General features: G+C 60.4%; 14 protein-coding genes. 9 read left to right on the top strand and 5 right to left on the bottom strand.

Annotation, left to right across the window (positions count from 1 at the left end):
• Window positions 1-9 precede the first annotated feature (9 nt).
• From trbK-alt to V7082_RS05700, 6 genes are read left to right on the top strand one after another with little or no spacing between them, the layout of a single operon-like run.
• On the top strand, window positions 10-321 hold the full coding sequence (gene trbK-alt / locus V7082_RS05725) for a putative entry exclusion protein TrbK-alt (RefSeq protein WP_334146655.1): 312 nt from the start codon (window positions 10-12) through the stop codon (window positions 319-321).
• Window positions 318-1,694, top strand: a complete 1,377-nt coding sequence (gene trbL, locus V7082_RS05720) for a P-type conjugative transfer protein TrbL (protein ID WP_334146654.1) — start codon at window positions 318-320, stop codon at window positions 1,692-1,694. Before trbK-alt ends, trbL begins: the two co-directional genes overlap by 4 nt.
• Entirely contained in the window at window positions 1,691-2,377 is a 687-nt protein-coding gene (trbF, locus tag V7082_RS05715) for a conjugal transfer protein TrbF (RefSeq protein WP_334146653.1), read from the top strand. The genes trbL and trbF overlap by 4 nt, the downstream gene beginning before the upstream one ends.
• Before the next feature lie 14 nt (window positions 2,378-2,391).
• A complete protein-coding gene (gene trbG / locus V7082_RS05710) occupies window positions 2,392-3,432 on the top strand; it encodes a P-type conjugative transfer protein TrbG (RefSeq protein ID WP_334146652.1) in 1,041 nt (346 codons plus the stop codon).
• Window positions 3,429-4,631, top strand: a complete 1,203-nt coding sequence (locus tag V7082_RS05705) for a TrbI/VirB10 family protein (protein ID WP_334146651.1) — start codon at window positions 3,429-3,431, stop codon at window positions 4,629-4,631. The genes trbG and V7082_RS05705 overlap by 4 nt, the downstream gene beginning before the upstream one ends.
• Complete coding sequence (locus V7082_RS05700) at window positions 4,628-4,894, top strand: DUF2274 domain-containing protein (RefSeq protein WP_334146650.1); 267 nt, start codon at window positions 4,628-4,630, stop codon at window positions 4,892-4,894. The genes V7082_RS05705 and V7082_RS05700 overlap by 4 nt, the downstream gene beginning before the upstream one ends.
• 124 nt (window positions 4,895-5,018) lie before the next feature.
• Here V7082_RS05700 and V7082_RS05695 read toward each other — a convergent pair whose 3' ends face one another.
• On the bottom strand, window positions 5,019-5,834 hold the full coding sequence (locus V7082_RS05695) for a YggS family pyridoxal phosphate-dependent enzyme (RefSeq protein ID WP_334146649.1): 816 nt from the start codon (window positions 5,832-5,834) through the stop codon (window positions 5,019-5,021).
• A 356-nt stretch (window positions 5,835-6,190) separates the two neighbouring features.
• On the opposite strand from V7082_RS05695, the gene V7082_RS05690 reads away from it, so the two are divergent.
• The 3 genes from V7082_RS05690 to V7082_RS05680 all read left to right on the top strand — a co-directional run bounded on the left by V7082_RS05690 (window position 6,191) and on the right by V7082_RS05680 (window position 9,537).
• Window positions 6,191-7,423 carry a benzoate/H(+) symporter BenE family transporter gene (locus V7082_RS05690; protein ID WP_334146648.1) on the top strand — a complete coding sequence of 411 codons (1,233 nt, stop codon included), beginning with the start codon at window positions 6,191-6,193 and terminating at the stop codon, window positions 7,421-7,423.
• Window positions 7,424-7,542: 119 nt separating this feature from the next.
• A complete protein-coding gene (locus V7082_RS05685; RefSeq protein WP_334146647.1) occupies window positions 7,543-8,286 on the top strand; it encodes a sulfite exporter TauE/SafE family protein in 744 nt (247 codons plus the stop codon).
• Window positions 8,287-8,364: 78 nt separating this feature from the next.
• Window positions 8,365-9,537, top strand: a complete 1,173-nt coding sequence (locus tag V7082_RS05680; protein ID WP_334146646.1) for an aspartate aminotransferase family protein — start codon at window positions 8,365-8,367, stop codon at window positions 9,535-9,537.
• A 46-nt stretch (window positions 9,538-9,583) separates the two neighbouring features.
• On the opposite strand, the gene V7082_RS05675 is transcribed toward V7082_RS05680, so the two are convergent.
• From V7082_RS05675 to V7082_RS05660, 4 genes are read right to left on the bottom strand one after another with little or no spacing between them, the layout of a single operon-like run.
• Window positions 9,584-9,907 (bottom strand): 2Fe-2S iron-sulfur cluster-binding protein, encoded by a 324-nt coding sequence (locus tag V7082_RS05675; RefSeq protein WP_334146645.1) that lies wholly within the window; start codon window positions 9,905-9,907, stop codon window positions 9,584-9,586.
• The gene (locus V7082_RS05670) at window positions 9,904-10,638 is read right to left on the bottom strand and encodes a type 1 glutamine amidotransferase (protein ID WP_334146644.1); all 735 of its coding nucleotides are present in this window, start codon (window positions 10,636-10,638) and stop codon (window positions 9,904-9,906) included. Before V7082_RS05670 ends, V7082_RS05675 begins: the two co-directional genes overlap by 4 nt.
• 2 nt (window positions 10,639-10,640) lie before the next feature.
• Complete coding sequence (locus V7082_RS05665) at window positions 10,641-11,645, bottom strand: NAD(P)/FAD-dependent oxidoreductase (RefSeq protein WP_334146643.1); 1,005 nt, start codon at window positions 11,643-11,645, stop codon at window positions 10,641-10,643.
• 20 nt (window positions 11,646-11,665) lie between these two features.
• Complete coding sequence (locus V7082_RS05660) at window positions 11,666-13,690, bottom strand: molybdopterin-containing oxidoreductase family protein (RefSeq protein WP_334146642.1); 2,025 nt, start codon at window positions 13,688-13,690, stop codon at window positions 11,666-11,668.
• Window positions 13,691-13,852 lie beyond the last annotated feature (162 nt).

The following is a 13,852-nucleotide window of genomic DNA, read 5'->3' as shown; positions in this document are numbered from 1 at the left end:
CGCCGGAACATGACAATCCAGATCGCCGCCCGGGTGATTGCCGTTCTCTCCCTCGCCGTCGCCATGATGGCAGCGGTCATGACGGTGCGCGACGGCACGGAGACAGACAGCGCCCCTGACCTCCGACATCCGGGCGGCGAGCCCGCGGTGAGCGAGCTGCACCGCTGCCGCGACATCGGCGTGCAGGCTATCGACGACGACGCGTGCCGCAAGGCTTGGGCCCATCACCGCCGTCGTTTCATCGCAACCGGACAGCCGGACGCCCATACGATCCCACCACCGAATGCGGCCACCAGCCAAAACAAAGGCACGTCGCCATGAACAGCACCGGCGTCATCGATCGCTTCCTCGAAACCTTCACCTCGTACATCGATTCTGGCTTCGGCCTGCTTGGCGGCGAGATCGCGTTCCTCACGTCGGCCCTGATCGTCATCGACATCACGCTCGCCGGTCTGTTCTGGGCTTGGGGCGCCGACGAGGATGTGCTCCAGCGGCTGATCAAGAAAACCCTCTACATCGGTTTCTTTGCCTTCCTCATCGGCAACTTCAATCGGCTCGCCCATGTAGTCTTCGAGAGCTTCTCCGGGCTTGGCCTGAAGGCCGGCGGTTCGGCGCTCTCCGGTGCCGAGCTTCTCCAGCCCGGGCGCGTCGCCCAGGTCGGGATCGATGCCGGCACTCCGATCCTCGAGGCCGCCGGCGATCTCATGGGCTACATCGCCTTCTTCGAGAATTTCATCCAGATCATGGTGCTCATGATCGCCTGGGCTATCGTGCTGGTCGCCTTCTTCATCCTCGCGGTCCAGATCTTCGTCACTCTCATCGAGTTCAAGCTGACCACGCTGGCAGGCTTCGTGCTCATCCCCTTCGCGCTCTTCAACAAGACCGCGTTCCTCGCAGAGAAGGTGCTCGGCAACATCGTCGCCTCCGGCGTGAAGATCCTCGTGCTCGCCGTCATCGTCGGCATCGGTTCCGGACTGTTCAGCGAGTTCACGACCGGGTTCTCCGATCAGCCGACCATTACTGATGCGCTCGCGTTGGTGCTCGGTGCGCTGTCGCTCATGGGCCTTTCGATCTTCGGACCGGGGATCGCGACCGGGCTCGTCTCAGGTGCACCTCAACTCGGGGCCGGCGCTGTCGTTGGTACCGGCTTGGCGGCCACCGGGCTCGGCGTCGCTGGTTACATGGGCGCGCGCTCAGCCCTCAGCGGTGCCACGAGTGCCGTCGAGACGGGCGGCCATATGACAGCCGCAGCCGCGCGTAGCGGCGCGCATCTCGCGGGCAGCATATCGGCCGTCTACGACCTCGCCGCCGCAACCTCCGGCCAAAGCGGTATGCGCGCCGTAGCCACCGGTCTCGGTGGCGTCGCACGGGCCGGTGCTGGTGCCGTCGCACAGCCCATCCGCGAGGGCATGTCCAGCGCGGCGGACTCTTTGCGCGACAGCCATGCCGCCGGGCGCGCAGCCGCATGGACCGCCACTGGCGGTCAACCGCCTATCGGCAGTCAGGCCGCCGCCAACGATCTGTCTTTTGCAGGCGTGGGCGAAGCCGACAGCGCAGCGCCCGCCTGGGCCAACCGTGCCAAGCGTACCGCCACCATGCAGCACGGCGCCAGTGTTGCCGCACACACCATTCGTGGCGGCGACCACGGTGGCGGGGCCATGTCCGTTTCTCTCAAGCAGGATGATCACCGATGAACCTCTTCAAGCGACCGTCCGTGCGGTACGCACGCACGCCCCATCCCGAAACCCCTTACCAGCGCGCGGCGCAAGCCTGGGACGACCGTATCGGCTCCGCCCGCGTCCAGGCCCGCAACTGGCGGCTGATGGCCTTCGGCTCGTTGGCCATCGCCGGCGGCTTCGCAGCGGCCCTCGCCTGGCAATCGACGCGCGGCACCGTCGTTCCCTGGGTCATTCAGATTGACAAGTTCGGTGAGGCGCAAGCGGTCGCACCGGCAGTCGCCGACTACAAGCCGACCGATCCGCAGATCGCCTGGCACCTGGCGCGCTTCATCGAGCATGTGCGCAGCATCGCCGCCGATCCCGTCATTGTGCGCCAGAACTGGTTGCGCGCTTACGAATTCACGACCGATCGCGGTGCCCTCGCCCTCAACGACTATGCGCGCGCCAACGATCCCTTCACCAAAGTCGGCAAGCAGCAGATTGCCGTCGAGATCTCCAGCGTCATCCGTGCCTCACCGGACTCGTTCCGCGTCGCGTGGACGGAACGGCGCTTCGAGAACAGTCAGCTGTCCGCCACCGATCGTTGGACCTCGATTCTGACGGTGGTGATCCAACAGCCACGCACGGCCGACAAGTTGCGTGCCAATCCGCTGGGCGTGTTCGTCAACGCAATCAACTGGTCACGGGAGATGGGATAATGCAGGGGGTACACATGGCACGACACAGACACGGCGAACACCGTTGGGGCACGAGCGCCCTGCGGATCGGTCTACTCCTGGGCGCGACGGCCCTCGCAGGATGCGCGGTGGACTATATCCCGCCGGGCATCCAATACGACGATGCGTTGCCTGCGCTGCTCGCCGCCGAGCCTGCTGCGCCTGTCCAGATCGTCGAATTGCCGAAGCCGCTGCCCTTGCCCGGGCAGTTGAAGCCGGTCGAGACGAGCAAGGCAAAGCCCGAGCCCACCGATCCGAAGGCGCGCATCACGCAGGCCAACGCCGCGGCAAGGGTGCAGCCTATTCGCAACGGATTCATCAATGCCGTGCAGGTCTATCCGTTCGCGGCGGGCGCTCTCTATCAGGTTTATGCCGCGCCGGGTCAGGTGACCGACATTGCGCTGCAACCCGGAGAGCAGCTCGTTGGCTCCGGCCCTGTCGCCGCCGGTGACACTGTGCGCTGGATTATCGGCGATACCGTCAGCGGCGCCGCACCGAACAGCCAGGTTCATATCCTGGTCAAGCCAACCCGTCCGGATCTGCAAACCAACCTCGTCATCAATACCAACCTGCGTACCTATCATCTCGAGCTGCGCTCCACCGAGAAGACATACATGGCGTCGGTGTCCTGGCAATATCCGCTCGATCAGTTGGTCGCCTTACGCCAGCAGAACGCACGTGCCGCGGAGATGCAGCCGGTTGCCACCGGCATCGACATCTCGAAGCTGAATTTCCGGTACGTGATCGAGGGCGACGCGGCGCCGTGGAGGCCGCTGCGCGCCTTCGATGACGGGTCAAAGGTCTATATCGAGTTCCCGAAGCGCATCGACCAGGGCGAGATGCCGCCGCTGTTCGTCATCGGCCCCGCCGGCGGCTCCGAACTCGTCAACTATCGCGCGCGGCAGAACTACTACGTCGTCGATCGGATGTTTGCCGCCGCCGAGCTTCGCCTTGGCGACGAGGACTCTGAAAAGCGCGTCCGTATCGTCCGCACCGACGGGCGGCCGTCGCAGCACAGCGCAGGGCTCTTCCAATGACATCGCGCCCTTCGGAAACAGATCTCAAGGCCGAACTGCGCTTGCGGCCGGAACCGCCACAGATCACGCGACTGTCGCGCAAAGTCCTGGTCGGGCTCGGGGGCGGTGTGTCGATCGTTGTCTTAGGCGCCCTCATCTGGGCGCTCGATGGCAACCGGCGCAGCGCCACGCCGTCCGCCGAGCTTTACAACGTCGACAACCGCACGCCGGCCGACGGGTTGGCCGGGTTGCCCAAGGACTACACGGGTATCCCCAAGCTCGGCCCGGCGCTGCCAGGTGATCTCGGACGTCCCATCATGCAGGCGCAGGCGAAAGGAAAGCCGGTTATTCCGCCGGCCATGCAGACGCCGCGCGCCGATCCGGAGGAGCAACGCCGTCTCGCAGAGAGCGAGGCCGCCCGCCTCGCCAAGCTGTTCACCCCCAGCCGTGGCGAAAAACCCGCCGAGGCGTTGCCATCCGGAACGACGGCGCCTCCGGCCGACGCGACCGGCGGGCTGACGCTGGCGTTGGAACCGCCACCGCTCGATGCCGGTGCGGCGCAGAACATGCAGGACCGCAAGCTCGCGTTCGTCAATGCCATCACCGACCGGCGCACGGTCAGCGCCGATCGCGCGCAGGACAAGGCGTCGCCGTATGTCGTGCAGGCCGGCACAGTGATCGCGGCCGCGTTGATCACTGGCATCAAGTCCGACCTGCCGGGCCAGATCACCGCGCAGGTGACGGAAAACGTCTACGATACGCCTAGTGGCGCACACCTGCTCATCCCACAAGGCGCTCGCCTCATCGGCCAATACGACAGCCAGATTGTCTTTGGACAGTCGCGGGTGCTGCTGGTGTGGAATCGCGTCGTCATGCCGGACGGCACCTCAATCGTGTTGGAACGTCTGCAAGGCGCCGACACGGCGGGTTTCTCCGGCCTCGAGGACGAGGTGGACTATCATTGGGGACAGCTCTTCAAGGCTGCTCTGCTCTCCACCGTGCTCGGTATCGGCACCGAACTCTCCGTCGACGGCGAGAGCGAGATTGCCCGCGCCATCCGCGAAAGCACGCAGGATTCGGCATCCGATATCGGTCGCCAGCTTGTGCGTCGGCAGCTCAACATTCAGCCGACCTTGACCGTCCGGCCGGGCTTCCCGGTCCGGGTCATCGTCAATCGCGATCTCGTGATGAAGGTCTACGGAGCCAAGAACCCGACATGACGAAGCTGAAGCTCTCTGCTCTGCTCGACGACCGGCCAGTCAAAGTCACGACGCAACTCGACGACAGCGTCCCTCGCGAACTGGACGCCTATGCCGCGATCCTAGCCAAAGCGACGGGAGAGGCCGCGCCGCCTGATCCCGTCAAGCTCATCGGTCCCATGCTGCAACGTTTCATGGCCACCGACAAAGCCTTCAACAGGGCCAAACGACTGGCCGTCGCCGTGCGCCCGGGAAAGGCAGGCACACGCGCTGATATATCATGATCTGTCAGTTTTGCACGGGCCACGTGACTTGAGACGAAATGACTGCTTCGAACGGATTAAGGCGGAATGCTCACGAACGCGACAGGTGTACAGTCTCGACGCTTCGATACGTATGTTCGTCCATTCATGCATTTTCGCGTTGTCTTGAAGACTCGGGATTGGAAAAAAGTCCGGGCCAATAATGCGCATCGCTTTCCGGCCGTGGGCCGAAGATAGCTTGACCGACACGAACTACATTTGCGCCCTCCTCAATGGCGATTTCGAAGTCTCCGGACATGCCCATCGATAGTCGGCTAAGGTCAGAATGAAAGGCGACGACGCGATCTCGCAGGTCCCGTAACAAGCCGAAGCAGGTTCTCACCCGGTTGGTATCGGTGCTGAACATTGCGAGCGTCATGAGCCCTTGAGGTTTCAGCCTTGGAAATTCGTGGAGACGCTGGGCGAACGGGATCACCTCAGACGGATGAAGTCCATACTTGCTGGTCTCGCCTGAGGTGTTGACCTGAACGAATACGTCTAGATCGCGGTCAAGGGATTCCAGGCGGCAGTTCAATTCGTGAGCGAGGCGGATGCTGTCGAGGGCATGGAACTCCGACGCGAAGCGCACGAGGTGCTTCACCTTGTTAGTCTGAAGATGTCCGATGATGCTCCAGCGGACGGGCAGATCGGAGAGAGCAGCGTTCTTTTTGCGCGCCTCTTGTAGTTTGTTTTCCCCGAAATTCTGGATGCCAGTAGCGAAGGCATATCTCAGGATATGAGGAGGCACCGTCTTGGTGACCGGCAGAAGACGCACATCGTCGGGACTGCGTTCGCTGCGAAGGCACGCCGCAGCGATGCGTTCCCTCACGGCTATCAGGCTCGTTTCAAACCGTTTTAAGGGATCGCTTCCGAAGCGCGCGGCATCCGCGGCAGACAGAGCGACTTTAAGAGAAGCGGTCATGTCGAAACATATTCCCGCGCTTTGGCAATTGGAGGGGAGGGAGCCATAACATCTCGTATCTGTGCGGTCGCACCCGTCTCGGCAGCTTGCGTCGGATCTCTCCTTATCACGGCGGTCGCCACAACCAGCCATCCACTTGCTCATGAGCATTCAGGCCAATTGCGCGATGTCGAGTTTTGCTCTGGCGTTAGCGCATGCCTGAATATCGACAGCCGCTACTTAAGAGTCCCATTTCATTCCCCCATAATGGCCTGATAGTTGTCGCCAAAGAGGCAGGTATAGGCGGTCCATTCCTGGGATAGCTTCCCCGGCTGCCGTAGGCGTCAAGCTGTGCTTCTAGGAGTCACGTCACGACTATGCCTTCACGTCCCTCATCTTCGATCATCCAGTTGAATGACCTCGCCAGCCCCATCGTCGCGGGTCTCGTCTCTGTCATCGTCAACTATGGCGGTACTTTCATTCTGGTGTTTCAGGCTGCGCGGGTTGCCGGTCTCAGCCCAGAGTTGACGGCTTCTTGGATGTGGTCTGTCTCGATCGGCGTGGGATTGACAGGATTGATCCTGAGTTGGCGCTATCGCGAGCCGATCATCACCGCCTGGTCCACACCGGGAGCCGCTTTTTTGGTGACCGCACTCGCGACTACACCCTACGCTGAAGCCGTCGGCGCCTACATCATCTCGGCGACGGCCTTCGTTGCCCTCGGGATTTCCGGATACTTCGAAAAGGTAGTCCGCATGATCCCGCACGGCATCGCCTCGGCTTTGCTCGCAGGAATCCTTTTGCAGTTCGGCATCGGGGCGTTCGGTGGTGCGACCGTGGATCCATTTTTGGTCGGATTATTGATCGTCGCCTACGTTCTTCTGAAACGGTTCACGGCTCGCTATGCCGTGGTCGGAATCCTGCTGATCGGCCTTCTCTTCCTGCTAGCGCAGAATCGTGTCGATCTCGCTGGCCTGCAACTGAAGCTTGCCACGCCGGTCTTCACGATGCCGGAATTTTCTCTGAATGCTCTTCTCAGCGTTGCGCTGCCGTTATTCCTGATCACACTATCCGGGCAGTACATGCCGGGCATGTTGGTTTTGCGCAACGATGGCTTCAAGACTAGCGCCAATCCCATAGTAACCGTCACAGGGCTCGGCTCTCTTGTCATGGCCCCGTTCGGTTCACATGCCTTCAATGTTGCCGCTATAACGGCGGCAATCGCAACGGGTCCGGAGGCACATGAGGATCCGTCCAAACGCTGGATCGGCGGCATCGCGGCAGGAGTGTTCTATGTGCTTGTCGGCGTGTTCGGCGTGACACTCGCCGCCGTCTTCATGGCGTTCCCCGCAACTTTCATCACCACGCTGGCAGGACTGGCGTTGCTCGGCACGATTGGAGGTAGTCTCGCCAGTGCGATGGCAGACCCGACCTCGCGCGAGGCCGCGCTGATCACCTTTCTAGCGTCGGCTGCAAACATCAACATGCTCGGCGTCGGCGGCGCGTTTTGGGGACTGGTTATTGGGCTGTTTGCCTACATGGTTTTGAATGGAAAGTTACCCCCAAAGCGAGCCGTTCCCTCTACGGCCGGTAGGCTCCCGGCCGAATGATGGCGCATAGCACTGTGGCAGCGATCTTCTTCTCGGTTGAATGGCCGGAAGCGCTAGCCACTGCCACTAGGCGCGACGGGACTCTTTAATTTGTAATTGAAGCCGTGCCTGGAGCGGACATGACGTTGGGTTATGTAGTCACCCTGGTGGCCGGCGCGTTGGCGGGCGGTTTCATCAATGGGCTCGCCGGCTTTGGGACAGCTCTCTTCGCACTGGGGATCTGGCTTCAGATCATGCCTGCGCCGCAGGCGGTTGCCATCGTCGTGGTAATGTCAGTCATCAGCGGCCTGCAAGGTCTGTGGATCGTGAGAAAAGAGATCGAGGGCAATCTTCCGCGCCTTGCCCGGTTTGTTGTGCCAGCGCTTATCGGGGTGCCGGTGGGTGTAACCTTGCTTACAGTCGTAAGTGCCGCGATTCTGAAATTGACGATCGCAGTATTCCTGATCCTCTATGGCGGATTCTTTACGCTACGTCGGTCTTTGCCGCAGTTCGAGAGGCCTACGCCTATTGCGGACACGATTGTGGGGTTTCTGGGCGGCATTCTTGGGGGATCCGTTTCCCTCTCCGGTGCATTGCCGACAATGTGGTGCGCAATGCGCCCTTGGCCTAAGGCTGAAACCCGAGCCGTGCTGCAGCCCTACAACGTGGCCGTGCTCGGGATCACGATGCTGTGCTTCGCATGGCAGGGGCTCTACTCGCCGGAAACTTTGCTTCTAATTGCCCTTGCGCTGCCGGGTACGTTGGTCGGGTCGCAGGTCGGTATTTTTCTATTCCGTTGCCTCGATACCAATCAGTTTCGCCGCTTGCTTATCGTGCTGATGTTCGCGTCGGAGCTTCTGCTTACGTTTTACGAACTCGCATGATCGCTGTCGTTGTAGTGAGTATTCAAAGTATGAATTTTTCTTCCGCGTAGGCGGCCGCGATTTTCTAGAGGTCTAAGAATGAGCGATGCGCTTCTTCCGGTGTTTCAGCCCGCCACTATGCTCTTCGAGCATGGTGAAGGAGCGTGGCTGACGACAGTGGATGGAGAGCGCTATTTGGATTTTGGTGCGGGCATCGCTGTTAATTCGCTCGGCTACTCTCATCCCCGCCTTGTCGCAGCGCTTGAGCATCAGGGCCGTAAACTGTGGCACCTATCGAACGTCTATCGCATACGCGATAGCGAACGGCTTGCCGAGCGAATGACGGCGGCATGTTTCGCCGATGTCGTGTTCTTTGCCAATTCTGGGGCGGAGGCTAACGAATGCGCGATCAAGATTGCGCGCCGCTATCAGCATGCTTGTGGCCGTCCCGAGCGCTGGCGGATTGTCACCTTTGAAGGTGCGTTCCATGGCCGAACCCTCGCCACGATGGCTGCCGGCGGTAACCCAAAATATCTCGAGGGTTTCGGCCCGGTCGTCGACGGCTTTGACCAGTGCCGGCTCGAAGACATCGAGGCCGTTCGCAGCCGGATTGGGCCGCAGACTGCGGCCATCATGATTGAACCTATACAGGGGGAGAGCGGCATCAGGCCCGTGACGCACACCTTCCTGCACCAGCTGCGCGAGCTCTGTGACGAACACGGCCTCCTTCTTATCTTTGATGAGATCCAGTGCGGCATGGGGCGGACTGGTTTTCTATTGGCGCATCAAGAGACCGGTGTTGTGCCTGACATCATGAGTCTACCCAAGGGTATGGGTGGCGGTTTCCCGATCGGAACCTGCCTCGCCACTCGTGAGGCTTCACGAGGCATGATGCCAGGATCGCACGGTTCGACGTTTGGCGGAAATCCACTGGCTGTCGCTGTAGCAAATGCGGTTTTCGATGTCGTGGACGATGAGCTCCTGCTCGCCGAAGTGCGGCGCAAAGGCAATCTTCTGCGCGAATTGCTAGTGGACGTTGCCGCACGCTTTCCAAGCTTGATTGTCGAAATTCGTGGTCGCGGACTGATGCTGGGCATCAAGACCACCCGGACGTCTCAGGAAATTGTTGACGCGCTGCGTGCTCGCGGAAAGGTGCTGACAATTCCGGCGGGCGATAACGTTACGCGTGTTCTGCCGCCGCTGATTGTTACCGATGAAGAAATACGTCTCTTCGCGGGACGTCTCGAAGCTACGCTGGCTGAAGTGGCGTAGGAGGAACAACAGCACGCGGATCCTCCTACGGCGACTCCTCTTGCTGTCAAGGTCGGCTTGGCAGCCGGACACGAAGCGGCGACAATTCTGGTGAGAGCATGATCTGGCACGCTAGCCGCGACGTACGCGTTACTCCGAATGCCTGGTCAAGCATATCCTCCTCGTCTTCGCTTACGTCGCCGACTTTCGCGAAATCCTCTTTAGAGAGGATTACATGGCAAGTGGCACAGGCGAGTGAGCCGCCGCATGCGGCTTCAATCGGATGACCGGCGCTGCGTAACGCCTCCATGAGGCTAACGCCCGACTGGCATGACATAGTCGATGGGGGTAAACCGCTGTCGCTCTCGACGAAGATCTCGATCTCTGTCATTGCGCATTCTCCATGGCGTTGCGGGCGCGCGCCATGAACCCGTCATAGACGCTCCGAGCGTCCTGATTGAAATGAGCGAGGCGGCTGTTCACTTGGGTTTCAAGGCGCGTAGCGGAGCCAGGCCCCAATGCTCGGTCGAGTGCAGAGCTGTAAGCTGGAATCGAAGCCCAGTCCCTGACCGTTTGCTCCGTTAGCTCGACGTGGAACTGGAACCCATAGGCATGGTCGCCATAACGAAATGCTTGGATCGCGCACGTATCAGACGAAGCGAGGGCTACAGTTCCAGGCGGAAGGGAAACGACTTCCGCGCCATGCCACTGAAGAACCGTTATCGGGTCAGACAGGCTTCCAAGAACTGGATCGTGTTTTCCATCCTCTGTCTTGTTGACGGTCAGTACGCCAACCTCCGGCGCACGCGCGGGACCGACTGTTCCGCCGAGCGCCTCAGCCAGCAACTGATGGCCCAGGCAAATTCCGAGAAACGGTCGGTTAAGGTCGACAACGAAACGCCGGATAGCTTGCTTCTCAGGCTTCAACCAGGAGAATTCGTCTTCTTGCCAAACATCTTGTGGTCCGCCCATCACGATCATGAGGTCGTAGGCGGCGACGTCTGGGATGGTTTGACCCTGGTCGAGTTCCACGGTCTCCCAGGTTAGACCGTCCGCACGCATGAAGTCGCGCAGGATACCCGGATGCTCGCAATCCACGTGCTGTAAGACCAAGATCTTCATTGTCAGACCATGCTCCCTTCCAAGGACGGCGCGCCACGGTCCGTCGAATGCTGGAAATGATAAGGGCGATCGGGAAAAGCAAACGCGAAGGCCGATCTGGCCGCGGTCGCGGCTTCGGCAAAGCCGGTGACGAGCAGTTTTTCCTTGTTCGGATAGGTCGCAACATCGCCGACGGCAAAAATGCCCGGTGCATTCGTTGATGCCGTCAGTGGGTCGATCGGAATGCCGTTGTTTGCAGTCGTGATGCCGAAGCCAGATAAGGCGCTCAAATCCGACGAAAGCCCGAAGAAGGGGAGAAGGATCTCGGCTGAGAGCGACTCTCGGCTGCCGTCGAGGTCAACAATGTCGATGTGATCCAGGCGTCCAGAGACGATACCCAGCCGGTCGAGCTGATAGGGCGTTCGCAGCTTAACAGAGCCGCGATCCACCAGTTGAGACAAAGCAGCTAGAGACGCAGGCGCTGCGCGGAACTTCTGTCGTCTGTGGACGAGAGTGAGCGAGGCGCAAATCTGGGATAGCACGATCGCCCAATCGATAGCGCTATCACCTCCACCCGCGATGACGACATGTTTTCCTCGGAAAGCTTGAGGATCGGTCACCCAATAGTGAACGGATTTGCCCTCCAGGTTTTCGATCCCCTCAAGCGGCGGGCGGTTCGGACCAAATGCTCCCGCTCCAGCGGCGACGACAATGGCCCCCGCATAAATTTCGTTATCGCGCGTGGTGCGGACAATAAGCTTTCCGGCTTCACGTCGCAGCCCGCACGCCAATGTGTCGAGGTGAAACGTCGGCGAGAACGGCTCAGCCTGTTCCTTTAGGCGTGCAACCAGCTCTCGAGCCCTCACCTTGGGAAAACCCGGGATATCGTAGATTGGTTTTTCTGGGTAGAGGGCCAGGCATTGCCCTCCAGGTTCGGAGAGAGCATCGACGACGTGACAACGCATTCCGAGCTGGCCGCAAGCGAAGACGCTGAATAGACCAACCGGACCCGCGCCAACGATCAGCACGTCCGTTTCGCATCTGGGTGTCATGCGCGCATGAGCTCCGCTTCAACGCCGTGAACGGCGGTGCTGTCGGCAATATCGGTGCGAAGTCCCGGATTGAGCACGTTGACGTTAGACGCATCGCCCGCATGACGTGGCCAATGTCCCTTATGGACCAGTGCCACACCAGGCGGGACGTCTTCGGAAATCGCAACCCGAAGCGTCAATCGCCCGGCCGATGTGGCGAGCGTCACGGTATCTCCATCGACAAAGCCACGGGTCTCCACGTCGCCTCGATTGAGATAGACCTTGGGCTCCCCTATTCGGGCGCGAATTCGCTCGTCGTTTCCGTAGCTCGAGTTCATTAGCCACTTGGACGCTGGCGATAGCACGCGCAACTTCCCCGACGCCGGTGCTGGATCGGCGTGCGCAAAGGGCACCAACGGATGACCGGATGCCGCCAGGCGCTCGCTCGTGATCTCGATGCGTCCCGACGGCGTCGCGAATTTCAGCTCCTCGAACTGAACTTTCGGCGTTGCGAACAAACGCGCAGTTCCAATTGCCTTGAGGTCGTCAAAAGTACCGTTGAAGGACGTTTGACAGAGCAAGCGATCGATCATGCTGCGATCACTCTCGTAAAGCGCATCGTCCTCGTATCCCATCGCCTTGGCGAGGCGGCGGAAAATTTCCTGGTTGGGCAACGCTTCTCCCATCGGTTCAACGGCTTTGGTCTGGGCCGAAACCGTGTGATGGAAATACGGGAATACGATATCGTCGAATTCCAGAAAGCTCGCGGCCGGCAGGACATAGTCCGCGTAGACGGCGGTATCCGTCATGAAGATGTCGGTCACGACCGTGAGGAGATCCTCACGTTCGAGGGCTTTTTTCACCTTGGATTGGTTCGGGCTCGAAGCCGCGATGTTATTGTTCCACGTAAATAGGGCCGACACCTTATCCGCATCTGCGAGGTGGTCCGCCAGGTCAATATGGCTAACGGACAGCCCATCGTCGGGTCGTAGCTCTGCGCCGATAAGAAAGCTCATATCGACGCCCCGCGTCTCGGGCCCGTTCATGTAGCAGAACCCGGCCCCCGGTTTTCCGAGGTGGCCGCATCCGACCGACAACAGTGCCAAAGAACGAAAGATGTTTCCGCCTTGGGGCTGACGCTGCACGCCCTGGCCGAGCCACAACAGGGATGGTCCGGATCCGAACAGCAGCGCCGCCTTTTCGATTTTGTCCGCCGGGATGCCAGTGAGCGAAGACGTTCGTTCCAAGGTTGCGCTGTTGATCTCGTGCTCGACAGCGTCGAAACCGGTCACATGCCGTGCGATGAACTCCTGGTCGAGAAGGTTTGCGGCCTTTAGGACGTGCAGCATTCCGAATGCCAAGGCCGCGTCCGTTCCTGGCCGTAGCTGCAGGTGCAGGCTGGCGGCCTTCGCGGTGTCATGTGCGATAGGATCGACAACGATAATCTGCGCGTCGGATTTCTTGATCCAACGCGAATGCATGTGCGGGGCGCTGTGGGATGGGTTCGCGCCCCAAACCATCAGTGTTTTGGCGTTCGCCAGTTGCTCGGGATCGAACCCCGTCAATGACGTCCCGAACATGTCGCCAAGAACGACATGTCCTGCCTTATTGCAGACCGTATCCGGATCGACTTCCGTCGCGCCGAGCCGGTTGAAGAAGCGTATCGGGAACCATCCCGCCAGCATCGAGACCGTGCCGGTGTAGTGCGTGTGATAGATCGAGCTAGAGCCTTTCGTGCCAGCGATTTCTTTTAGGCGGCCGGCGATATCCTGGAGGGCTTCTTCCCAGCTCACGCGCTCGAAACTTCCGCTTCCCTTTGAGCCGGTGCGGCGCAGCGGTTGCGTCAGCCTCTTCGAGGCATCGAGGTACACCCCGTTGTATGCCAGCGCACATTTTCCGCAGAGACCGCCCATGCTGACGTGGTGATCCTTGTCACCCATGACCTTCGGGGCAGCACCTTCGCGGACCAAAACCGATATGCCGCAGGCATCATAACAGTCGCGCGGACATGTGGTCTTGAAGACGGTTTTCTCTCGAGACATTGGTACGAAATCCTGTCACCGAAACTGGCTGTGGTCGGTGATTGGATACCGTGGAATTGGACGACAGGATCCTGCCAATATGGCGGTTGATAGCAGACCACTTGACGGGCGCGAAAAGAGTTCTGCTCAATGGTTCAGCAACGCGCTCTATTAGCCGGCAGG

This window comes from Hyphomicrobium sp., assembly GCF_036833075.1.
In the GTDB taxonomy this organism is placed as follows: Bacteria; Pseudomonadota; Alphaproteobacteria; order Rhizobiales; family Hyphomicrobiaceae; genus Hyphomicrobium_C.
Note: the sequence above shows the minus strand (reverse complement) of the source record. Positions and strands in the feature narration are given on the sequence as shown.

Bases quoted from the DNA above. Each gene is read 5' to 3' on its own strand.
- V7082_RS05690 (WP_334146648.1), top strand. From the start codon at position 6,191: ATGCCTTCACGTCCCTCATCTTCGATCATCCAGTTGAATGACCTCGCC.
- V7082_RS05705 (WP_334146651.1), top strand. From the start codon at position 3,429: ATGACATCGCGCCCTTCGGAAACAGATCTCAAGGCCGAACTGCGCTTG.
- V7082_RS05675 (WP_334146645.1), bottom strand. From the start codon at position 9,907: ATGACAGAGATCGAGATCTTCGTCGAGAGCGACAGCGGTTTACCCCCA.
- V7082_RS05700 (WP_334146650.1), top strand. From the start codon at position 4,628: ATGACGAAGCTGAAGCTCTCTGCTCTGCTCGACGACCGGCCAGTCAAA.
- V7082_RS05680 (WP_334146646.1), top strand. From the start codon at position 8,365: ATGAGCGATGCGCTTCTTCCGGTGTTTCAGCCCGCCACTATGCTCTTC.
- trbL (WP_334146654.1), top strand. From the start codon at position 318: ATGAACAGCACCGGCGTCATCGATCGCTTCCTCGAAACCTTCACCTCG.
- V7082_RS05695 (WP_334146649.1), bottom strand. From the start codon at position 5,834: ATGACCGCTTCTCTTAAAGTCGCTCTGTCTGCCGCGGATGCCGCGCGC.
- V7082_RS05660 (WP_334146642.1), bottom strand. From the start codon at position 13,690: ATGTCTCGAGAGAAAACCGTCTTCAAGACCACATGTCCGCGCGACTGT.
- trbG (WP_334146652.1), top strand. From the start codon at position 2,392: ATGGCACGACACAGACACGGCGAACACCGTTGGGGCACGAGCGCCCTG.
- V7082_RS05685 (WP_334146647.1), top strand. From the start codon at position 7,543: ATGACGTTGGGTTATGTAGTCACCCTGGTGGCCGGCGCGTTGGCGGGC.
- trbK-alt (WP_334146655.1), top strand. From the start codon at position 10: ATGACAATCCAGATCGCCGCCCGGGTGATTGCCGTTCTCTCCCTCGCC.
- V7082_RS05670 (WP_334146644.1), bottom strand. From the start codon at position 10,638: ATGAAGATCTTGGTCTTACAGCACGTGGATTGCGAGCATCCGGGTATC.
- trbF (WP_334146653.1), top strand. From the start codon at position 1,691: ATGAACCTCTTCAAGCGACCGTCCGTGCGGTACGCACGCACGCCCCAT.